The organism is Reinekea sp. (genome assembly GCF_982785585.1).
In genome coordinates, this window is record NZ_CEYAVF010000020.1 from 1 (window position 1) to 22696 (window position 22696).

Consider the following 22696-nt stretch of genomic DNA (forward strand, 5'->3'; position numbering starts at 1 on the left):
ACCGCTGACCCTCGCCTTGTAAGGGCGATGCTCTCCCAACTGAGCTACACACCCATAACGCTAAATTTAACGTCTTCCGACCCCTTTTGGGCGCCTAAAACAAGTTCTAAGCTTCCTAAAAGTGACGCGCATTGTATAGTTTTTCTTAATGAAGTCAAACATTTAGCTGACTCTCACCCGAAAATAACTAGCGCACTAAAAACAAAACCATTTCTGGCCAATAGGTGATCACCAAGACCACGAACAGCAACACAAACATCATCGGAATGGTCGCCCTATAGAGCTCGGTAATAGGCCTCTTAAAGCGATAGCTGGCAATAAAGAGGTTCATACCGACTGGCGGGGTAAAATAACCAATCTGCATATTGGCAACAAAGATGATGCCTAAATGGATAGGGTCAATACCGTATTCCAATGCCACTGGCAATATTAACGGTACAATGATGATCAACGCTGCAAATATGTCTAGGATGGCACCTAACGCCAGCAGGCCAATGTTGAGGCACAATAAGAAGGCCCAACGGCTATCAATATTGGCCTTGACCCAGTCAAATACCTTGGCGGGCATCTCCATGTCGACCAACAGATTGGTAAAGGCCAAGGCCACACCCAAGATAAGCAGAATACCGCCAACCATTTTCATGGCCTCGGTAGCAATGCGGGGTAAGGCCTTGAGTGACACATCCTTGTAGATAAACACCTCAACGATCAGAACATAGAGGGCGGTGATCGCGGCTATATCAGAAATCACCAGCCAACCGGACAGCAGGCCGCCCAGGACGATTAACGGGATCCCGAGCTCCCATTTTGAATTCTTAGCTTCTTTAATCAGAGTGCGCCAGTTAAACGGGATGAGCGGGATGATCTGGTGCCGCTGACTCCATAAGCCATAACCCCACAATGACAGAATCATCAGAAATGCCGGAATGAGTCCGGCAATAAAGAGGTCCTGTATATTTACGGCAACATTCATCTGTTGGGCAACAATCCCATAGAGTATCAGTGGGATGGCCGGCGGCAACAGCAACCCCATACTACCGGAGGTGGTGACCAGCCCAATGGCAAACTTATCGGTATAGCCGGCCTGCTTCAAAGCCGGGACCAGTAAGGCGCCCAGGGCCACGATGGTGACACCAGATCCGCCGGTCAACATGGTAAAAAACGCGCACGCCAGCAGGGATATCAACACCATACCACCGGGCAGCCAACCTAGGGCCGCTTCAGACAGGCGCACTAAGCGATCGGCGGTCTTACTTTCACTGAGTAGGTAGCCGGCAAAGGTAAAGAGCGGCAGGGCCATTAGCAGGGTGTTTTCAGTTAATCGATAAAGCTCAATGGGCAGGACCATCAGATCGATGCCCGAGCTCCAAAAGCCCAACGCAGCGCCACCTAAGATAATGGTAAAAAGTGGCGCCCCAATCAGCGCGGCGAGCAGTAGTAAGCCGGATAGTGCAGCGCTCATGATGGCATAACCTGTTTGGGTATAATGGCCGCCAAAGCAAACCGAAGGGTCATCACTAAAAACCCGAGCGGCATGATCAGTTCAAAAGGCCAGGCCGGGAGGTTAGAGAAGGTGGGCATCTGCTCAATCATTTCATAGTAGACAAAGCGGGCCGAATGGTAGGTCATTAGGCCACAGACCAGGGCAGCAAAGGCGGATGTCAGGCGTACCAATAGAAGTAGGCCAACACCCGAGGCGTAATGTCTAAGCACGTCAATTGAGATATGTTCCTGCTCTCGGGTGGCGACCATAGCACCGAGTATCGCCAACCAGAGTACCAACAGGCGATTGAGGGGATCAATCCAAAACAAGCTGCTGTCAAAGACATTGCGCAGGACTATTTGCAGTACGGCGAAGCCAATCATCGACAGCAATACCGCAACCAGCGCCATGCGTTCGGTCAAGGCCCAAAAATCGCCTATTTTTTTTAACAAACCAACCTCAATTCCCATCTATAAGACGGTTTTATGGATTTCGAATACGATCCAGTACGACCACTATACGATCATAGAGGGCCTGTTCAATTTCCCCTGACTCGATCAACTTTTCAGTTGCCTGTGCAGCTTCCTGTTCAAACGCAGCACGCACTTCCGGGACCAGTTGGACGATGTTAATGCCCAGTGACTCCAGCGCGGTGAAGGCCGTTAAGTTATCACTACGAGCCATGGTGTCGAGCGTTTTACTGGATGCGGTGAGTTCGGCTGCCAAAATTTCTTGATCAGCCTCGCTGAGTCGCTGCACGGCTTTCTCAGCCAAGGCGATCACCCCATAGGTGTACATAAAGGGGGCGTCGGTGAGATATTTAGTTCGGCTGTACCATTGCAGAGTAATGGCGCCCACTGGAGGTGTCACAATCGCGTCGATAGCGCCGGTCTGCAATGCCGTAAGAACATCACCGATGTTCAAAACGATCGGGCTGATATCGAAGGCCCTGGCTATTTTTTCAGAAAAGGGATCGTTGGCCGGCAACCAGAGCTTTTGGCTCTTTAGGGTCTCGATATCGGTCGCTGGGACGGCAGTCATGGCATAGGCAAAGCCGCCCTCAATCAGACCATAGGTGTGCCAGCCGCTGTCAATAAAACCCTGATTCAGGATTGGATCAAATTCCGCTCTGACGGCGTCAACCTCGTCAAAGTCGCGAAACAACAGCGGGGCATTCAAGACCTGAGAGTTTTTATAGGATTCAGCCAAGGCTCCACTGTGAATAAAGGTGCCATGCAATTGACCGATGCGAATTTTGCGCTGCACCGCAGTGCCATCACCCATCACGCCACCCGGATAAAATTTAAAGGTGACCCGGCCTTCTGTTTGCGCCTCAATGCGCTCGCCCACAGCGCGCAATTCGTTTAAAACGGCGTTGCCATCTGGGTACTCGGTCGAAATCTTAAACACCGTCGCCTGCACACCAGTGCAAAACAGCAGGGACATGGCCAATATAATCGGCGTTCGGAACATAAAAACCTCTATCAAAAATAATCGTTCGATGATTCAAGCAGCTGTTGGGCCTGCTGTTGGGCAAACACATTCTGCAAGGTATAGCCTTCAACATACGGATCGAGGCTTAACGCTTGCTGAAGCAAGTTATCGTGAAGCTCTTGGTCAAACATCAGACGAGCAAACTCGGCTGCATAGTACACGTGAATAATAAGGTTTTCGTTTTTGCCCGCTGCCAGAGCGGCTTCAAAATAGGCTTGGGCTATATCGGGTTTACCGCCTAGGCTCGGTGGCAGAACACTGGCCATTACACCCAGATAGACTAATGCCGTGCCCTTTTCATACTCTGGCTCAATGCTCACTACCTGCTTCAAAACAGACTCGGCCTGGCCCAGCTGGGCAATCACCAGCCAATCATCGGTATTGGCCTGTATATAGCTGGCCCAACTGGTGCCCAAGGCATACAGATAGGGTAAATCATCGACGCCGTTCCACTGTGCAATACGCCCCGCAAAGCCGTCTGGATCGGCGCTCTGCAGGTCGCACGCTGTTTTGTCGTAGAGACAGAAAGCGATCTGCGCATGCTTTAAGGCCTTCTCAGACATTCGTTTTTTTCGCACCTTTTGTTTATCCGGGACAAAAACCCCGGCATAAGAACCATTGAGTGACGCTGCGGTCAGATGCAGGCTTTCACTCTTCGGATAGGTTGCGGACAAGGCGTCAATCATCAGTAAATAGGCTGGAAGGCCGTCATTTACCGTGACTAGGTCGTCGCTGTTTAAAATTGCACTAGAGAGGTTTGCTGGCAGCCGGGTCGTGGCACACGCGGATAAACCTAGGCATGTTGCTAACAGTATTATTGTCTTCACCATAGGGATTACCCTGAAATCCAAATTAATATTTTGCGGCATTATAACCAAAACAAAGGCTGTAAAGGGGTCAACTTTCACTCATGGGCAATCTTTTACGTATGTCTCGCTTCTCTGATACCGGATAGAGATGAAAACTGGTCCAAAACTGGTCCAAACTAAAGTCTTCCAGCACCTGACGGCTATAACTCTCCTTGCGCGCCTTTTGTGCGTCATAGCCCTGATATTGGAGTGTTTGTAGGCAAGCCGGGCAGACGCTAGCGGCACCGCCAAAGGCAATCAAGGACGTACTGATGTGCAAAATGTCACTAACCGGCAGGTCTGGACATACCGCTAGGTGATAGCGCTGGCCCTCCAGCACAATGAGCCGCGAATTCTTATACACCAGGGTGAAGTCTAACAGGCATCTGACCTCACGCCGGGATAACGTCAAACCCTGATGGGCTAACTCAGAGCGCTCAATGCCAGTCAAATGTAAGGTCGGATCAAAAAGCTCAAAGAAACCCAGCCGGTCGGTGCCCATCTGGGCCCGCAAACTGTTAAAGGGTTCGAATTCGGTAAAATCGGGTAAGGCCATAGGGCTATTGATAACTCTCTAGGATAGCGGCGATACGACTCTCGGCATCGGTTCGCAGTCTAAATTCCACGCGCCTAGAGCGCTCGCGGTCTTCTTCACCGCCCAAGCTGAGTATCGGCTTGGAAGACGACAGACCATTGGCGGTCATATGGGCCTTCAGCCAGTATTTTTCCTGTTGAACCTCGGGCAGTAATAAAAGGTAATCGAGAGTCGAACGAGTTCGTTCCTGACTCAAACCCATATTTAGAATATAGGCGGAATCTTCTTCCTGTCCGAGCCAGCCGCTGGAGGTGTGACCCTCGATGCGAACTTCGGCGATATCGTCACGATATTTCACCGAGGTGATGATGCCCAGGTAGCGGGGAAAGAAGTCCTGCAGAATGTCCTCAAAACCGGTTTTGAGCTTATTAGCGCCCCTATCGAAAATCAGTTCCGGTCGGCCAAATCGAATACTCAGATCCGGATTGATTTCAGCACCCCATTGTTCCAGGTCAGGCGCAAACTCGGTGAGTAAATCTTGGTACAGCTGAGTCCGCAATCGATCGTAGAGCACGGCTACATCGCGTACCTTATTACGCTCGCGTTCGGCGTTAACCATAAACACAATGGCAATCAGCAGAAACACCATCATCAGTCCAGCCATCAGATCACTGACCGAGACCCAATGCTCCTCCTGCTCGATATGCTCTTCATTGTTGTTCATTTTTTAATCTCTACCGCCGTCAGCAGCTCTTGCAGCCTGTCGGTCAGCGGCACGTAATCGTTGACAAACTTCTCAGATAGGGCCGTAAGCTGATAACCAAAGGTCGTCAGAGCCTTTTTAAGCTCGTCTTCCATACCCTTTTCCAACGTCGCCAATTGCAGATTATTTTGCTCCAACAGACTGGTCAATTGCACGCCCATGGCCTTCTGAGAGCGCTCTGTACCCTCGATCAACAGTTGACTGACGCGTTCACTGGTATCGCGAATGCCGCCGGCTGTCTGTTCCAGCAGCGTCTTCATCTGACCAGATTGCGCCTCAACAACCTCATGCAGCCCGGTGGTGAGCATCATAATTCGGCTTTCAAGCTGCGGCAGACCCTGCTGAGCGTCTACGATCATCGAGGTAAAGGTGGTCAGATACTCGCGCAGATTTTGACTTTGGCTCTGCAGCGCGTTTAACAGGGTTTCCATATCCGAGGCAACCGAGGTAAAGGACTGAGTCTGGGTGATCAGTTTCTCAAAGGCCTCTGCCGCAATGGTCGTTGATTTTGCGCTGCGTTCGTTGGCGGCCATTAGATCCTCTAATTGGCCCTTGTGACCACTTTGCCAGAGCATCATCTGACCCACGGCCTCGTTCAGTTTCTTGAAATTGTCGCCATACTGTTCTTCGATACGGGTATTAAATTCGCGCATCACATGGCTGATGGCTTCTTCCAAGGCAGATCGATTGGCTTCGGTCATCTTGCTCTGGTAATGGGTCAGGGTCTCGATAAGTTCCCGATGCTGCTCTGCCTGACTAACAGCGTGCTGTTCGCGCCATTCTATCCAGTCTACTTGGCCCTCTTGGCTGACTGAGTTGGCGATGCGTTCCAAATGCCAAGCAAGATCGTCCATCGTCGCGGTCAGTTTAGATTCGCGATGCGAACGAACCCGCATGCTGGCTACGGCATAGCGAAACTTAATCGACAAAGCACCCAATAGCCCGGCAATAGAGGTCCAGAAGGCAGTTTTCAGGCCTTCGAGCAATTGCGGCACACTATCTTCTATGGAGTTGGTATCAAATTCATTTAGGCCCAAGGCAACCCCGAGAAAGGTACCGAAAATACCCATACTGGTGAGAATACTGGGCGAATAGTTGGCGGTATGGGCCGAATAGACGGGTCCATGAAAGTAGGCCAACAAGAGCCCTATAGCGCCCATTATGATCCAGGTCAGGGTTGAAAAGGATTGCAACAGTTCCATGCATGAGCCCATTGATGAGTCGGTAGCATGCCAGTATGCCATTGTGCGAGGCTAGGGTAAAAGAGTTGCGAATTGAAACAGAAGATTAGTATGTGCAGAGGGGTAACAACGCTTCTAACAGAAGGGCCAGACGCACTTATCGGAGTCGATAAGCGCATCAACGGTCATGCTATATGAACAGAACGATCAGCCAAAGTAAGACAACATTACCCCAGCGGCGACGGCGGAGCCGATAACACCGGCTACGTTAGGCCCCATAGCGTGCATCAATAGGAAATTCTGATTATTTGCTTCAAGCCCGACCTTATTGGACACCCGAGCCGCCATCGGTACGGCCGAAACACCGGCTGAACCAATCAGGGGGTTGATGGGGATCTTGATAAAGAGGTTCATCAGCTTGGCCATTAGAATGCCCGCCGCAGTACCGACACAGAACGCACTTAAACCCAGAGCCAAAATACCCATGGTTTCAAAATTCAGGAAAGCTTCGGCACTCATTTTCGAGCCGACGGCCAAACCCAGCATAATGGTGACTATATTCATCAGAGCATTTTGGGCCGTGTCACTTAGGCGATCAACTACGGTGCTCTCTTTCATCAGGTTACCCAGACAAAACATACCCAGCAGCGGGGCCGCGGACGGCAGGAACATGGCGACCAGAAACAGGACCACTAACGGAAATACGATCTTTTCCCGTTTGGTTACAACGCGCAACTGCTCCATCTTGATCTTGCGTTCTGCTTCGGTGGTCAGTAGTTTCATGATCGGCGGCTGAATGATCGGCACCAGCGCCATATAGCTATAGGCAGCAACGGCGATCGCACCGAGCAAGTCCGGTGCCAAGCGACTGGCGACAAAGATTGACGTCGGCCCGTCCGCGCCACCGATGATGCCGATGGCGGCGGCATCCTGCAGTGAAAAATCGACCCAACCCATCGAGGTCATCCAGGTTGCACCAATGATGGTACCGAATATGCCGAACTGTGCCGCCGCGCCCAATAATAGGGTCTTTGGATTGGCCAACATCGGTCCGAAATCGGTCATTGCCCCAACGCCCATGAAAATGAGCAATGGGAAGACACCGGTGTGAATGCCCACTTCAGAGATATAGTGCAACAGACCCTCGTCCCCGCCCATCTGCGCGCCTGGTATATTGACCAATAGAGTACCAAAACCGATAGGCAGCAGAAGTAGCGGTTCAAAACGTTTGGCAATCGCTAGATAAATGAGCACCAGACCGACGATCATCATCAATAGCTGGCCCGGCGTTAAATTGGCCAGTCCAGAATCCAGCAGTAGTTGTTGAAATTTTTCCATTCCAGGCGACTCCTTAAAGTGTAATCAAGATATCGCCAACAGAAACCGAATCACCATCTTTAATGGTAATACTGCTTACAGTCCCAGCCTGAGGTGAACTTACCTCCGTCTCCATCTTCATTGCTTCGAGAATGATAACGACTTGCCCTTCTTCAACCACATCGCCTGGTTTAACCAGAACCTTAAAGATATTGCCCGCTAATGGCGCCGGAATCTCGAAGCCACTGGCGGCCGAGGTTGCCGCAATCGCTGCGACATCACCTCCTTTGGTGACCTCAGTGAGATAGGTTTTACCATTGATTGTCACCGCGACAGCACCTGCTGCGTCCACGGAGGCGACATAGGACTTACCATTCACTGCGACGGTATAGACCGCGGCTTCAGCAGTGCTGGCCTGAGTCGACGCCGTCAGCGTGGGGGCGGGTTCAAACATATCCGGATTGCCACGGTTTTGTAGGAATTTCAGACCAATTTGCGGAAAGAGTGCATAGGTCAAAACGTCATCAAGGGCGTTATCGGCGAGAGGGAAATCTTTTTCTTTCGCCAAAGCATGCAACTCTTCCGTTAAGCGTTCCACTTCATTGTCAATTAGATCTGCTGGACGACAGGTAACGGCCGCTTGACCGGCCAGCACCTTAGCCTGTAACGCCGCGTCGAAAGCGGCCGGTGCCGAACCGTACTCGCCCTTGAGGATGGCTTGGGTCTCTTTGGATATGGATTTATAACGTTCGCCGGTCAATACATTGAGTACGGCTTGGGTCCCGACAATTTGCGATGTTGGGGTGACCAATGGGATGTAACCTAGATCTTTACGAATCCGCGGGATCTCGGCCAGCACTTCATCAAAGCGGTCGGCAGCGCCCTGCTCTCTTAACTGGCCTTCCATATTGGTCAACATGCCGCCTGGCACTTGAGCAATCAGGATACGCGAATCGACCCCGCGCAACTGACCTTCGAACGGGGCATATTTTTTTCGCACCTCACGAAAATAGGCAGCAATCTCTTCTAATAGGGTTATATCTAAGCCTGGATCTCGATCGGTACCCTGTAGGGCAGCAACCAACGACTCGGTAGGTGAATGGCCGTAGGTCATCGACATCGAAGAAATTGCGGTATCGATGTGGTCAATGCCGGCCTCGACGGCTTTCAGCAAGGTCATGGACGACAAGCCGGAAGTCGCATGGCAATGCAGAGCGACCGGGATATCCAGACTGGCTTTTAGCTTGGTGACCAGTTCGAAGGCATCATAGGGCGTTAAGATACCCGACATGTCTTTGATCGCGATCGAATCAGCGCCCATATCTTCGATTTGCTTGGCCAGTGACAACCAATTTTCGGTTCGATGCACAGGGCTTGTGGTATACGAAATAGTACCTTGAGCGTGCGCGCCTTGTTTGACGACAGCGGCCATTGCGCGCTGCAGGTTACGTGGGTCGTTCATGGCATCGAATACTCGAAACACATCGACGCCGTTCTTCACCGCACGTTCAACAAAGGAGTCGACCACGTCATCAGCGTAATGGCGATAACCGAGCAGGTTTTGGCCGCGCAGGAGCATCTGCTGAGGCGTTTTCGGCATCGCTTTCTTCAGTTCGCGAATACGATCCCAAGGATCTTCGCCGAGGAACCGAATGCACGAGTCAAAGGTTGCACCGCCCCAAGTTTCTAATGACCAGTAACCCACCTGATCCAGCTTTTCACAAATTGGCAGCATGTCATCGATTCGCAATCGGGTTGCGAACAGAGACTGATGGGCGTCTCGCAAAACCACATCAGTAATTTTTACAGGGTTCTTTTTCGTAGTCATCGAATCTCACCTTTCGGAATCTTATTGTTGGTCAAAACAGCTAATGATTTTAACCTTTATGCACTTTCGACACGGCTGCAGCGACGGCGGCAACCTCGGTCAGATCGTTATTATTAGTCCGTTTGGCGGCGGTTTGAGCGTTCTCTAGCTCATTCGTTCCGGGCATGCGCCTAATAATTTGCGACATCGCAGTGGTGGCCAATACCAAGAGTGCAAGAAAGACGAAAACAGTGCCCATCCCCATTACCATGAGGTCTAGACTGTCCCGCATAAGTTCTGACATAAGGGTTAGTCCTTGTAAGACTTAGAAAACCAGCGATACATTAATACTTATTTGATTCAATTCGAGCCTAGGCGCGACAACCAAAGCGCGCATAGAATACCTTAAAGGTATGAAACCACGCAATAACTGGAACCCCTGCAATTCTTGCAATAATGCCTTGCAGGTCTCTTCCCTGGCACGGTGCTGGTGGCGATCAAAACACATTTCGCACATCGAAGCTGGACCCCGATGCGGCGGGGTCGGCACTCGCCTTGAGCAGCGATTTATCCTATGATGCGGGCTTTTTAAAGGCTTCCCGATTTACATGAAAATCTATCTTGCCCCAATGGAAGGTTTAGCTGACTTTTACCTGCGCAAACTTATTGCCAAAACGGGCGGTTATGACTTGGTGATTACTGAGTTTATTCGGGTCGTGGATCAACTATTGCCGGCGCATGTTTTTTATCGAAACGCTCCGGAATTACGCAACAAAGGCCGGACCGCGGATGACACCCCCGTCCGGCTGCAGCTACTGGGTAGCCAGCCCGATGCATTGGCACTCAATGCTAAACGAGCTATCGAACTGGGCTCCCAGGGTGTCGATCTAAACTTTGGCTGCCCGAGTAAGACGGTCAATAAGAGCAAGGGCGGCGCCGTTCTGCTAAATGAGCCGGAAACCCTGTATCGGGTCGTCAAGGCGGTCAAGGATGCCGTTCCAGCTGGTCATATCACGTCTGCGAAGATGCGCCTAGGCTTCAATGATAGCAACCTGATGCATGAATGTGCCGATGCCATTGTCCAGGCTGGCGCTGATGAGCTCACCATCCACGCCCGCACCAAGGCGCAGGGCTATGTTCCGCCGGCCTATTGGCATTTGGTTGGCGAATTGCGCGACCGCATACCGATCCCGGTCATCATCAATGGTGAAATTTGGAACAACCAAGATGCCCGCAGGGCCTTGACTGAGGGCGGCTGTGATCACCTTATGCTGGGGCGCGGCGCGATTCGTCAGCCATGGCTCGCAAGACACATAAAGGCCAATAGCGATCAGATCGAAAGCTGGTCAATGATGCTGGACCTGGTGCGCGAGTTTTGGGCTATGGTGCAAGCTGAGATGGGCGAGAAATACTGTTCAGGACGGTTAAAGCAGTGGCTGCATTATCTTAAAGAAATCTATCCAGAAGCTTTGGTGCTGTTTATGGATATACGTCGACTGACTGATATAACGCAGATAACGGCCCGAATCGAGCAAGAATTATGTAAGTAATGGGAGATTGAAATTTGGGAGGGGATGGTGCGCCCGGCACGATTCGAACGTGCGACCCCTTAGTTCGTAGCCAAGTACTCTATCCAGCTGAGCTACGGGCGCATAACAGTACAGATTTTTATAAAAATTTAGATTTTCCAGACCCCCTGTACTAGGTGAGATCATCGAGAAATGGTGCGCCCGGCACGATTCGAACGTGCGACCCCTTAGTTCGTAGCCAAGTACTCTATCCAGCTGAGCTACGGGCGCTTATTTCTAAAACCTAATGTTGGCGGAGAGAGAGGGATTCGAACCCTCGAAGAGCTTTCGCCCTTACGCCCTTAGCAGGGGCGCGCCTTCAGCCACTCGGCCATCTCTCCCAAGCAACGGCGCGCATATTACCATGTTTTATTGAAATGAAAAGAAAAACTTCAATAAAATTAACACATTAGCGAATTAATTCACCGCTGCCCATGGATCCAGATGCGACCGCAGATTAGTCTTCGGGTTGTTCAGGAGCCTCTAATTCGCGCTGTATGCGTTGGTAAATTTCTTCTCGATGCACGGCGACGTCTTTCGGCGCATTTACACCGATACGCACCTGATTGCCCTTTACGCCTAGCACCGTCACGGTAACCTCATCCCCAATCATTAAGGTTTCACCAACACGACGAGTTAAAATTAACATCTACCTTCTCCTACTTATACTGGAACATTCCTGTTTTCCAGTTGCCCGACGCACAGGGCAAAAGATCAACAATCATGATTAGTATCGACTACAGTCAAAAAAAATAAAGCCTAATCGGCGACAAATACAAAAAAAGGATAGAGTGGCCCTCTTTTCGAAACATAGACCGCTACAGCCACTGCCACTTCATTGCATAAAAGCCATCAGAACAACCATCCTGCCTATTCTATATCGTTTTCGCTATCCAAATCGAATGCCGTATGCAAAGCCCGCACAGCGAGTTCCAAGTATTTTTCCTCTATAACCACAGACACCTTTATTTCAGAAGTCGAGATCATCAATATATTAATACTTTCAGCCGCCAGGGCATCGAACATTCGACTGGCCACCCCAGCATGGGAGCGCATACCAACCCCGACAATCGACACCTTGGCGATGGAGTCGTTACCCCGCACGGCTTGCGCGCCCAAATCAACCGCCACCGATTCAAGCACTCGGGTAACTTGCTGATAATCACTGCGATTCACCGTGAAGGTGAAGTCTGTGGTCTTATCGTCGGCGACGTTTTGTACGATCATATCGACTTCAATATTCGCCGCACTGACCGGACCGAGGATTCGACTGGCCGCACCTGGAATGTCCGGGACACCTACCAAGGTTAACTTTGCTTCATCACGGTTAAACGCAATGCCTGATATTACCGGCTGTTCCATCTTATGATCACCCTCAAATGTGATGAGGGTGCCCTCACCCTCGACAAAACTGGACAAGACCCGCAGGGGCACCCGATACTTTCCGGCAAATTCGACAGCGCGAATCTGCAGAACTTTAGACCCTAAACTGGCCATTTCCAACATTTCTTCAAATGTTATTTTATTCAACCGACGCGCCTGGGCAACCACTCTAGGGTCGGTGGTATAAACCCCGTCGACATCGGTGTAAATCTGACACTCATCAGCTTTGAGGGCAGCGGCGATGGCCACAGCGGAGGTATCTGACCCGCCGCGACCCAATGTCGTCATGTTGCCGTGCTCGTCGACGCCCTGAAATCCTGCGACCACTACAACCCGACCCTTGTGCAGGTCGGCTTGTAGTGTCTTGACATCTATGTCTTTGATACGGGCTTTGGTGTGAGCACTGTCGGTCAATATCTTGATCTGGTCGCCAGTATAGGACTTGGCATCGCAGTCGAGCTCCTGGAGCGCCATAGTGAGCAGGGCGATAGTAACCTGCTCACCGGTCGAGACCAGCACATCAATTTCGCGCGGAGACGGGTTGTCGGATAGACCGTTAGCTAACCCCAGCAGTCGATTAGTCTCGCCGCTCATTGCCGATACTACCGCCACAATATCGTGCCCTTGGGCCCGAAATGACTTGATCTTTGCCGCCACGGCTTGAATACGTTCAACGGTACCGACAGAGGTCCCGCCAAATTTCTGTACGTAAAGCGCCATATTAAATCCTCTAGTCGCCTAGGCTCCGAGTTTCTCTCGGACCCATGGCTCGGCCCGATCCAAAGCAGACTGCAACTTTGTCACGTCTCCGCCGCCGGCCATTGCCATATCAGGCTTGCCACCACCCTTAGCACCCATCAGCGCTCCGAGTTCTCGAACCAGGTCGCCAGCCTTAACGCGCCCGACCAGATCCTTGGTAACGCCTGCCGCCAATTGAACCTTGTCGTCGTTAACCGCAGCGATCACGATAATCGCACTGCCCAAGGATGACTTAAGCTGATCCATAGTCGTGCGCAACGCATTGGTATCGATACCCTTGAGCTGCACTGCGAGTACCTTGACCCCGCCCACATCGACCGCCTTAGTCTCCAGGTCGCCGGCCATGGCTGCGGCCTGTTTAGCCGCCAGCCGTTGAATCTCTTTTTCCAACTCTTTGACATGCGCCTGCGCTTGCTGAGCCTTGTCACTTAACTGTTCCGGTGCACACTTGTATACCTGCTGCAGCTCCACAACCAAGTCGTCCTGCTGGTAAAGTTGTGCCAGGGCGTATGGCCCTACTACGGCCTCAATACGCCGCACGCCAGCCGCGATTCCACTTTCCGAGAGGATGCGAAACAGTCCCAAGTCGCCGGTCCGCTCCACGTGGGTGCCACCACAGAGCTCTTTGGAAAAGCCATTTTCGCCCATCGAGAGAACCCGCACTTCATCGGCATATTTTTCACCGAATAATGCCATGGCGCCCGACTCGCGTGCCGAATCTATGTCGGTTAATTCCGTTAGCACGGCAGTGTTGGCCAAAATCTGTTGATTAACCAGCTGCTCAATGGCTCGTAACTGCGGTCGACTCACACTTTCTAAGTGCGAGAAATCGAAGCGCAGTTTATCAAAGGTCACCAGCGATCCACGCTGCTGCACGTGATCGCCCAGGAGTTGGCGTAAGGCGGCGTGCATCAGATGGGTCGCGCTATGATGTCGAGCGGTATTGAGGCGTTCTTCGCGCACCACCTGGCCCGAAACCTGATCGCCAACGCTGATGGACCCCTGCTCGACAAGCACCTGATGCAAGTGATGGCCCTGTAATTTATTACAGGCTGTGACCTTAAGTTGACTTTGCCCTGTGCTCAGTTGCCCACGGTCGCCCGCCTGACCGCCTGACTCGGCGTAGAACGGCGTCGCATCGAGTATCACCATGCCCGTCTCACCGGCGCTCAGGGCTTGAACATCGACACCATCGCGCAGTAACTTCAGCACGGTGCCATCGCCAAATAATGACTGATAACCCAGAAAGACGGTTTGACCTGCCAGATCGAGATCAATATCACGATCCAGTTTGAATTTATTGGCTGACTTGGCACGAATGCGCTGCTCGGCCATCAGCTGGTCGAATCCGGTCATATCCACGGTCAGATTTTTTTCGCGTGCCACATCGGCGGTTAAATCAGCGGGAAAGCCAAAGGTGTCATAGAGTTTGAACACCAGGTTGCCGGGTATTTCGCTACCGCTCAACTCGGCAATGCCGGATTCCAGGATGGCCATGCCATTTTCCAAGGTACGGGCAAATTGCTCTTCCTCGTTGCGTATCACCTTCTTGACCTGCTCGGCCTGCTTACCCAGATCGGGATAGGCTTCGCCCATTTCTGCGACCAGGCTATCGACCAGACGAAACATAAACAGCTGATCACAACCAAGCTTATAGGCATGGCGAATAGCCCGCCTGATAATACGCCGAAGCACATAGCCGCGACCTTCATTCGAGGGGTTAATGCCATCGATAATCAAGAAGGCGGATGAACGCAGGTGGTCGGCGATCACGCGCAGCGATCGATTCTCTATATCGGTGCAGCCGGTGACAGCCATTGCCGCCTTGATGAGGCTCTGAAACAGGTCGATCTCGTAGTTACTGTGCACATTTTGCAGCACGGCGGCCAAGCGCTCTAAGCCCATTCCGGTATCCACCGACGGCTTCGGCAAGCGCACCCGAGTGCCATCGGCCAAGGTATCATACTGCATAAAGACTAGGTTCCAGATCTCGATATAGCGATCTAGATCGTCATCGGGACTGCCCGGCGGGCCACCTGGTACATCGGCGCCATGGTCGTAAAATATCTCCGAACAAGGGCCGCATGGACCGGTATCACCCATCATCCAGAAATTGTCTTTGTCACCTAAGCGCGACAGGCGATTTGGATCAATGCCAATCTCATTAATCCAAATATCTGCTGCCTCGTCGTCGTCCTTGTAAACGGTGACCCAAAGCTTGTCTTTCGACAGGCCTAGCTCCCCGGTCAAGAAACCCCAGGCAAACTGAATTGCTTCGCGTTTGAAATAGTCGCCGAAGCTAAAATTACCCAACATCTCGAAAAAGGTGTGGTGCCGTGCGGTATAGCCAACATTTTCAAGATCGTTGTGCTTACCGCCGGCCCGGACACAGCGCTGAGCTGTGGTTGCCCGGACATAATCGCGCCGATCGGTCCCCAGGAAAACATCCTTAAATTGCACCATGCCGGCATTGGTGAACAACAGAGTAGGGTCATCACCTGGTACCAGTGAACCTGCTGGCACGACACGGTGGCCATTTTGGGCATAATAATCTAGAAAGCGGCGGCGTATTTCGGAGGTTTTCATTAGGGAATACAGTCTCTATTGAGGTTTCAGCGACAAAAGGCTGCCAATAGTACACAGAAGACCTGCGCGAGGAAATACCGACAGGCGTGAGTCTAGCGGAATCTTAGTCGTCAAAGGATGAATTTGTCGACCGGTTCAAGCGCAGTTCCGTTAAGGCGTAATGAATGGCGTCTGTTTCAAAGCCACGATAGCTTAAGAAGCGATAGGCCTTGGCGCGTTGTTCATCGGCAATGCCGCTAGGAAATTTGCGCTGGGCACAGTCTAAAGCCTGTTCGAACCAGTCAATGTCACGTTCAGCTAAGGCGGCGTCGATTAGCTGTTCAACGCCTTTTGCGCGGGCTTCATAGCGAATGCGGATCGGGCCACGGGACCTGTTAATCTGCATGGACAACCAGAGGCCGACAAAGCGTGCATCGCTCTGCAGGTCTCGACTCACCAAACGATCGAGCACCGCTTCGATCTCGTCAGCTTCTTCGGGAAACCGGGTCAGCAACTTGCGCCGCATTTCAAAACGGGAGTGTTCGCGTCGAGCCAAGATGTTTAAGGACGTGTTCCAAATAGACAAACGCTTAATCCCAGCATGTGAAGGCCGTTAGCAACGCTTAGCTGCTAACGGCTAGGTCAGACTTAAACGTCCTTGGTGTCAGTAGCGGCATCCAGGGCGATTTCGGGCGCCTTGTCAGCAGCTTTGTCCTTTGCCTTAGCATCTTTTGCCTTGGCGTCTTTCGCGGCCTTACCGGTAGCCTTCGGCTCAACCGAGTCTTTGCTGAGGTATTCTAAGCGCACCGCGGCTTCGATCTCTTGGGCTATCTCAGGATTATCGGTCAGGAAGCGAGCTGCATTGGCCTTGCCCTGACCGATCTTATTACCCGCATAGGCATACCAGGCACCGGACTTCTCCACCAAACCAATCTTCACGCCCAGGTCGATGACCTCACCCATGTGGTAAATACCCTTACCGTACATAATCTGGAACTCTGCCTGTTTAAAGGGCGGAGCGACCTTGTTTTTAACGACCTTAACGCGTGTCTCGGAGCCGATAACCTCGTCGCCATCCTTGATCGTACCAGTGCGACGAATATCGAGTCGCACGGAGGCGTAAAACTTTAGCGCATTACCACCGGTTGTGGTTTCTGGGTTACCAAACATCACGCCTATTTTCATGCGAATCTGGTTAATAAAGATAACCAAGCAGTTTGCCGTCTTGATATTGCCGGTGATTTTACGCAAGGCTTGAGACATCAACCGGGCTTGCAGGCCCATGTGATGATCGCCCATCTCACCTTCGATCTCAGCCTTAGGCACCAGCGCTGCGACGGAGTCAATTACGATCACATCAATGGCATTTGAACGCACCAACATATCGGCAATTTCCAAGGCCTGTTCACCGGTATCCGGTTGCGAGACTAACAGGTCGTCGACCTGCACACCGAGCTTGCCGGCATACTGCACATCGAGCGCATGCTCGGCATCAATAAAGGCGCAGGTGCCGCCGGCCTTTTGGGCCTCAGCGATTACCTGTAGCGTGAGTGTGGTTTTACCAGACGACTCAGGACCGTAGATTTCGACCACACGCCCCTTAGGAAGACCGCCTATGCCCAAGGCTATATCGAGACCCAACGAGCCTGTCGAAATGGCTGGAATGTCGACAATCTCTTGATCGCCCATGCGCATAACGGATCCCTTGCCGAATTGGCGTTCAATTTGACCTAGGGCGGCGGCTAATGCTTTTTCTTTATTGGTATCCATGAGTCTCTTCCAAAATAGATGCTGTATGTATAAACAGTAGTTTTACAGGTTTCGCTTTACGCTGACAAGTGAAAATTTAATTAATTTAATAATATAAGCAATTTGCCTAGTGCCCGATCGATCGCCTGCTGGCGAATTTGCTGGCGCGACCCGGAAAATAGTTGGCGCTCTGACCAGACTTGATCGCCCTGGGCCCAGGCCAGCCAGACAGTGCCCACCGGCTTTTCGGCACTACCACCATCCGGACCGGCGACGCCACTGATCGCGACACACCAATCTGAGGCGCAATATTCTAGGCCCTTCTGTGCCATCGCGGAGACCACAGCGGCGCTGACCGCGCCCTGCTCGGCTAGAACGTGCGGATCAACTCCCAATTGCAATTTCATCGAGTTAGCATAGGTCACAACGCTGCCGAGAAACCAGGCCGAACTGCCTGGCAAGTCCGTGCATTGGGCGGCCAAACCGCCGCCGGTGCATGATTCGACCGAACTGAGGGTGAGTTTGCGTGCTAATAGTGTTTGCGCCAGTTGAGCTAACAAGGGTTGACCTCCGGGGCCTCAAAAAACACGATCGTTCAATCTAAGGGTAACAACGATGTCACCCACCTTTCGCCGCGGGCTGCAATCTCGAATAGCGGGTGACGACCCGAAAGGGCCGCTAGCCCCTTGTTGGTTGCGGTGGCTCAGCGCTTTTGAAAGGCAATCAGATGTAGCTGTTTCAATTCCTTTTCTGCCTGGGCATAGAGCACCAAGGCATCCAGTTCAATCTCACGACCTTTGCTCAATGTCACCTTGGCTTCCGGTGCCTCTATTGCCAGGCAGCGTGCCACTCGCACGCTGGTGTCGAACAAAGATTTGGCCATCGCATTAAGCTTTCTATTCGGGGTCGGGTGGCGCAGTATCGTCTTGGCCTCGACATACATGATAAGCAATTGCTTCTTATCGATGTAGTTGCTCCAGGTCGCATCCATTAACCGGTTATCCAGCGCGGTAATGGCTTGATTTTGGAATTCGTTATCTGTTTCTGTATCCATTGAACCTGTTCCCAGTAATCGATGCCTATGCGCGGCAATGCCAATAGCGGCCAGTTCGGTTGTCCCTGGCAATTTTCGGCCAACATAATAGGGCTTGGGCAAGATTACTGCAATTTCTGTGGTTGGATCTTTTCCCCTGTCTGCTCCACCAAGCCGACTTCTCGGCAGTGCCCCATCGACCCGAGGTTGGTTGCGACCTGCACTGGCTCGTATCCGGGCCTTTTAGGGTCGGCATCCGCTGGTTGCTTCAAATCGGGCTTAAACTCGAGCATTGAGCCGACCTCATAGTGCCATCAAGGCGACGCCTTTGTTATACTTTTAGCCGTGTGCTCGTCGTTATGTCAAATCACCAGTAATCAGTTGCCAAACTGCGCTTACCGGGTAACGTTTAGGGTAAGACCATTACTGCATCAATTAGGGCCCCTACTGAATGAAGAACCTCAAGTCTCACGACCAACATACACCGATGATGCAGCAGTATTTAAGAATCAAGCAGGACCATCCCAACGATCTAATCTTTTATCGCATGGGCGATTTCTACGAACTGTTTTTTGATGATGCCAAAGATGCGGCGCGCCTGCTCGACATTACGCTGACTAAAAGAGGTCAAAGTGCAGGCGCCCCAATTCCGATGGCTGGTATTCCCTATCATGCGGCTGAAAACTATATTGCCCGCATCGTACAGAGCGGTCGCACAGTCGCAATTTGCGAGCAGATTGGTGACCCAGCCACCAGCAAGGGACCGGTCGAACGCAAGGTCGTACGGGTGCTCACCCCCGGCACCCTGACCGATGAGGCCTACCTCAGTGATCAGCAGGAAAACCTACTCACGGCGGTCATTCAATCCGGCGAACAATGGGGCCTGGCCGTGCTCGATATGGCCAGTGGTCGTTTCAATGTGCAGGAGCTGGCCTCCTCGGTCGATGCCTATGGCGAGCTGGAACGGTTACAGCCGAGTGAACTGCTCTATCCGGAAGACACCCAGGCACCGCTATTGAGTTGCCAACCCTCCATGAAACCCCAATCGGGCTGGCTCTATGATCTCGACAGCGCCGTGGAGCGTTTAAGCCAACAGCTCGGTACTCGCGATCTGGCCGGTTTCGGTGTCAGCGACATGACGCTGGCCTTGCGCGCCGCCGGGTGCCTGCTCAACTATGCCCAAGAAACGCAACGCGGCGCGCTGCCGCACATCCGTTCGTTGACCCCAGAACACCACAGCGACAGTGTGTTGATCGACGGCGCCACGCGCCGTAATCTGGAAATTGATATCAATGTCCGTGGCGAAGCGGGCAATACGCTCTTTTCCCTGATGGACCATTGCAGCACGGCCATGGGCAGCCGGCTGTTACGCCGCTGGCTCAATCGCCCACTGCGCAACCAGGATCTATTACGCCTGCGCCAGGCCGCCGTACAAACCTTGCTGATCGATTTTCGCTTTGAGAACTTTGCTAGCACCCTAAAACCGATCGGCGATATCGAGCGGGTGCTGACCCGTATCGCACTCGGCTCGGCGCGGCCGCGCGATCTAATCCGGTTGCGCGAGGCCCTGCATGCCATCCCAACCCTAGTCGATCAGCTGGCAGAGTGCGACAGCCCACTATTATCGGCCATTCAGGCCAAGCTGGCAGCCGATCCGCAATGGGCCATTGAATTGGATCGGGCCGTTAAAGACAATCCGCCCGCAGTGATGCGTGAGGGCGGTGTAATTGCCGACGGTTATGACGCCGAATTGGATGAACTACGCGGATTGGACAGCAACGCCGGCGATTATCTGCTGGCCCTGGAGCAGACCGAGAAGGCCCAGACTGGGCTCTCGAGTTTGAAGGTTGGCTACAATCGGGTACACGGCTATTACATCGAAATCAGTCGCAGTCAGTCTGAAAAAGCCCCCCTGTCCTATATCCGCCGGCAAACCCTAAAAAACGCCGAACGATTTATTACCCCGGAACTGAAGGCCTTCGAAGACAAGGCGCTGAGCGCGCGCAGCCGCGCCTTGACGCGGGAGAAGTTTCTCTATGAGGATCTTATTCAACGTCTCGGTGACGACCTAGCTCCCTTGCAGACGTTCTGCCTTGCACTGGTCGAGCTGGATGTCCTAAATTGCTTGGCCCAGTGTGCCGATCAATACAGCTGGACCCAACCCACTCTGACCGAAGCGCCCCAAATTCACATCATAGCCGGACGCCACCCGGTGATCGAAGCGCTATTGTCCGGGCCCTTTGTGCCCAATGACACCCAACTGGATGGCGAACACAGCCTGCAAATCATCACTGGTCCGAATATGGGCGGCAAATCAACCTATATGCGCCAGGTCGCGCTGATTGCCCTTCTGGCCTACATCGGCAGCTATGTCCCGGCCGAGTCGGCGACCATTGGCGCGCTCGATCGCATCTATACCCGCATGGGCTCGTCCGATGATGTCGCCGGTGGGCGCTCAACCTTTATGGTTGAGATGACCGAGACGGCTAATATCTTGCACAATGCGACACCCAATAGCCTAGTGATCATGGATGAGGTCGGGCGCGGCACCAGTACTTTCGATGGTTTATCGCTGGCCTGGGCCGCAGCGGCTGAACTGGTGACCCGAGTTAAGGCATTGACCCTCTTTGCCACGCACTATTTCGAAATGACCGCTATGGCCGAAAACCAAGCCGGCATCGCCAACGTCCATCTTGATGCGACCGAACACGACGATCGGCTGGTGTTTTTACATCGCGTTCAGCCCGGGCCGGCGTCGCAGAGTTATGGTATTCAAGTTGCCCGATTAGCCGGTGTGCCAGAACCGGTTATCCAGCATGCTCGAGGTAAATTGGCCGAACTGGAAGCACTCAATGTCGGCGCAGTTGGACCGGCTCCGGCCCAGTCGATAACGGCCCAGGCGGATCTCTTTGCGCGCGCCCAACATCCGATTGTCGATGCCCTGTTGTCGTTGGACTTGGATAACATGAGTGCCAAGCAGGCATTGGATTGGCTCTATAGCAGCAAGAAACGAATATAGATTTAAAACCTTAACAGACGGATGCTTATTCTATCTGGCTATATGATTGATCCACATTAGCCTGAATAAGATCTTGAGCCCTGTCCCATCCGTCATTAATATAGCCCCCAACCGATTTACTCAGGAAGAGATACGTTCATGGCCTTTATCGTTTTAGAAAACTGCATTAAATGCAAATATACCGACTGTGTCGAAGTGTGCCCGGTCGACTGCTTTTACGAAGGCCCCAACTTTCTAGTAATTCATCCCGACGAATGCATCGATTGCGCCTTATGCGAACCCGAATGCCCCGCGGAAGCAATACTGTCTGAAGATGAGGTGCCGGCCGACCAAATTGACTTTATCGAGCTCAATGCCGAATTGGCCGAAATCTGGCCCAATATCACCGAACAAAAAACCGCCTTGCCCGATGCCGATGCGCAAAACGGCCAGCCCGGTAAACGCGCCTTCTTGGAACGCTAGTCGCTCGCTCATCAAGCCCGCCTGTTGCGGGCGTTGATGGCCGGCCTGCTAAGTCCGAACCAGTAGGAAGACTCCAGCCCCCATCATAATCGACCCCGCACTGCGGTTGAGCACCCGAGCGCCCCGCTCCGATTCAAAGAAGCGCCGCGATCGACCGGCAAAGAAGGCAATTAAGTTCAGCCCCAACATCAGACTCACTAGGGTCAGTAGGCTGACCAACGCGATGTCCCGACCGGTCAGGAGCGACAAGTCGATAAAGGTCGGCAGAAAAGCGATATAGAACAGTATGACCTTTGGATTTGACGCGGATATAAGGAAACCCTGCATAAAGCTGAGCAGCGCAGCACTGCTGCGTAACGACGTCGGTGCGCCATTGAGCTGCCTGGGCGCCGTCCACATCTTCCAACCCAGGTACAACAGATAAGCGGCACCGAGCCAGCGCACGACGCTAAAGGCGCCCTCCCAATGGGTCGCTAAGGCCGCTAAACCGAAGCAAGCGGCAATGAGATAGAGGATGTCACTGATCACCATGCCCAGGGCTAACAGCACACAAGAGCGAGCACCGCTGACCAGCGCCCGAGACAAGATGGCGAACACACCGGGGCCCGGGGTGATGCCGAAAATAAACACCGCGAGAAAAAAAGTGAGGGACGATTCGACGGTCATGGAGTATTACTCTGAACAGGTAGGGGAAGGCGCTGCAGGGTATCGGCCCAGTATGAAAAAACCC

Annotated in this window: 21 protein-coding genes and 3 tRNA genes; 3 read left to right on the forward strand and 21 right to left on the reverse strand. The window is 52.5% G+C overall.

Annotation, left to right across the window (positions count from 1 at the left end):
* Positions 1-187: 187 nt before the first annotated feature.
* From AC4FIC_RS09330 to AC4FIC_RS09375, 10 genes are all read right to left on the reverse strand, one after another.
* On the reverse strand, positions 188-1462 hold the full coding sequence (locus AC4FIC_RS09330; RefSeq protein WP_100256515.1) for a TRAP transporter large permease: 1275 nt from the start codon (positions 1460-1462) through the stop codon (positions 188-190).
* Positions 1459-1935 (reverse strand): TRAP transporter small permease, encoded by a 477-nt coding sequence (locus tag AC4FIC_RS09335; protein ID WP_227003764.1) that lies wholly within the window; start codon positions 1933-1935, stop codon positions 1459-1461. Before AC4FIC_RS09335 ends, AC4FIC_RS09330 begins: the two co-directional genes overlap by 4 nt.
* Before the next feature lie 31 nt (positions 1936-1966).
* Positions 1967-2956 (reverse strand): TRAP transporter substrate-binding protein DctP, encoded by a 990-nt coding sequence (dctP, locus tag AC4FIC_RS09340; RefSeq protein WP_100256513.1) that lies wholly within the window; start codon positions 2954-2956, stop codon positions 1967-1969.
* Between the two features lie 11 nt (positions 2957-2967).
* Positions 2968-3807 (reverse strand): TRAP transporter TatT component family protein, encoded by an 840-nt coding sequence (locus tag AC4FIC_RS09345; protein ID WP_158524292.1) that lies wholly within the window; start codon positions 3805-3807, stop codon positions 2968-2970.
* Between the two features lie 67 nt (positions 3808-3874).
* Positions 3875-4381: a hypothetical protein gene (locus AC4FIC_RS09350; RefSeq protein ID WP_100256511.1), complete on the reverse strand. Its 507-nt coding sequence runs from the start codon at positions 4379-4381 to the stop codon at positions 3875-3877.
* Positions 4382-4385: 4 nt separating this feature from the next.
* Entirely contained in the window at positions 4386-5084 is a 699-nt protein-coding gene (locus tag AC4FIC_RS09355) for an OmpA family protein (protein WP_100256510.1), read from the reverse strand.
* Positions 5081-6325, reverse strand: a complete 1245-nt coding sequence (locus AC4FIC_RS09360; RefSeq protein ID WP_100256509.1) for a hypothetical protein — start codon at positions 6323-6325, stop codon at positions 5081-5083. The genes AC4FIC_RS09355 and AC4FIC_RS09360 overlap by 4 nt, the downstream gene beginning before the upstream one ends.
* A 186-nt stretch (positions 6326-6511) precedes the next feature.
* Complete coding sequence (locus AC4FIC_RS09365) at positions 6512-7642, reverse strand: sodium ion-translocating decarboxylase subunit beta (protein ID WP_100256508.1); 1131 nt, start codon at positions 7640-7642, stop codon at positions 6512-6514.
* 13 nt (positions 7643-7655) lie between these two features.
* Positions 7656-9449, reverse strand: a complete 1794-nt coding sequence (oadA, locus tag AC4FIC_RS09370; protein WP_100256507.1) for a sodium-extruding oxaloacetate decarboxylase subunit alpha — start codon at positions 9447-9449, stop codon at positions 7656-7658.
* A gap of 49 nt (positions 9450-9498) precedes the next feature.
* A complete protein-coding gene (locus tag AC4FIC_RS09375; RefSeq protein ID WP_100256506.1) occupies positions 9499-9732 on the reverse strand; it encodes an OadG family protein in 234 nt (77 codons plus the stop codon).
* A gap of 304 nt (positions 9733-10036) precedes the next feature.
* Between AC4FIC_RS09375 and AC4FIC_RS09380 the strand changes: the two genes are divergently transcribed.
* Positions 10037-10978 (forward strand): tRNA-dihydrouridine synthase, encoded by a 942-nt coding sequence (locus AC4FIC_RS09380; protein WP_100256505.1) that lies wholly within the window; start codon positions 10037-10039, stop codon positions 10976-10978.
* A gap of 25 nt (positions 10979-11003) precedes the next feature.
* On the opposite strand, the gene AC4FIC_RS09385 is transcribed toward AC4FIC_RS09380, so the two are convergent.
* From AC4FIC_RS09385 to AC4FIC_RS09430, 10 genes are all read right to left on the reverse strand, one after another.
* Positions 11004-11080 (reverse strand) — tRNA-Arg (locus AC4FIC_RS09385).
* 70 nt (positions 11081-11150) lie between these two features.
* Positions 11151-11227, reverse strand: a tRNA-Arg gene (locus AC4FIC_RS09390).
* 20 nt (positions 11228-11247) lie between these two features.
* Positions 11248-11337 (reverse strand) — tRNA-Ser (locus tag AC4FIC_RS09395).
* Positions 11338-11453: 116 nt separating this feature from the next.
* On the reverse strand, positions 11454-11645 hold the full coding sequence (gene csrA / locus AC4FIC_RS09400; RefSeq protein ID WP_100256504.1) for a carbon storage regulator CsrA: 192 nt from the start codon (positions 11643-11645) through the stop codon (positions 11454-11456).
* A gap of 221 nt (positions 11646-11866) precedes the next feature.
* Positions 11867-13099 carry an aspartate kinase gene (locus AC4FIC_RS09405; RefSeq protein ID WP_100256503.1) on the reverse strand — a complete coding sequence of 411 codons (1233 nt, stop codon included), beginning with the start codon at positions 13097-13099 and terminating at the stop codon, positions 11867-11869.
* Positions 13100-13117: 18 nt separating this feature from the next.
* The gene (gene alaS / locus AC4FIC_RS09410) at positions 13118-15724 is read right to left on the reverse strand and encodes an alanine--tRNA ligase (protein ID WP_100256502.1); all 2607 of its coding nucleotides are present in this window, start codon (positions 15722-15724) and stop codon (positions 13118-13120) included.
* A gap of 103 nt (positions 15725-15827) precedes the next feature.
* Positions 15828-16289: a regulatory protein RecX gene (locus AC4FIC_RS09415; protein WP_145980236.1), complete on the reverse strand. Its 462-nt coding sequence runs from the start codon at positions 16287-16289 to the stop codon at positions 15828-15830.
* A gap of 62 nt (positions 16290-16351) precedes the next feature.
* Positions 16352-17473: a recombinase RecA gene (gene recA, locus AC4FIC_RS09420; protein ID WP_100256500.1), complete on the reverse strand. Its 1122-nt coding sequence runs from the start codon at positions 17471-17473 to the stop codon at positions 16352-16354.
* Between the two features lie 80 nt (positions 17474-17553).
* Entirely contained in the window at positions 17554-18012 is a 459-nt protein-coding gene (locus tag AC4FIC_RS09425; RefSeq protein ID WP_100256499.1) for a CinA family protein, read from the reverse strand.
* Positions 18013-18155: 143 nt separating this feature from the next.
* A complete protein-coding gene (locus tag AC4FIC_RS09430; protein WP_100256498.1) occupies positions 18156-18506 on the reverse strand; it encodes a hypothetical protein in 351 nt (116 codons plus the stop codon).
* Positions 18507-18936: 430 nt separating this feature from the next.
* Between AC4FIC_RS09430 and mutS the strand changes: the two genes are divergently transcribed.
* On the forward strand, positions 18937-21504 hold the full coding sequence (mutS, locus tag AC4FIC_RS09435; protein ID WP_476194906.1) for a DNA mismatch repair protein MutS: 2568 nt from the start codon (positions 18937-18939) through the stop codon (positions 21502-21504).
* Between the two features lie 138 nt (positions 21505-21642).
* Positions 21643-21966, forward strand: coding sequence for a ferredoxin FdxA (fdxA, locus tag AC4FIC_RS09440; RefSeq protein WP_100256496.1), 324 nt, complete (start codon positions 21643-21645; stop codon positions 21964-21966).
* Positions 21967-22014: 48 nt separating this feature from the next.
* Here the strand turns inward: fdxA and AC4FIC_RS09445 are convergent, their stop codons facing one another.
* Positions 22015-22632 (reverse strand): LysE family translocator, encoded by a 618-nt coding sequence (locus AC4FIC_RS09445; RefSeq protein ID WP_100256495.1) that lies wholly within the window; start codon positions 22630-22632, stop codon positions 22015-22017.
* Between the last annotated feature and the right edge of the window lie 64 nt (positions 22633-22696).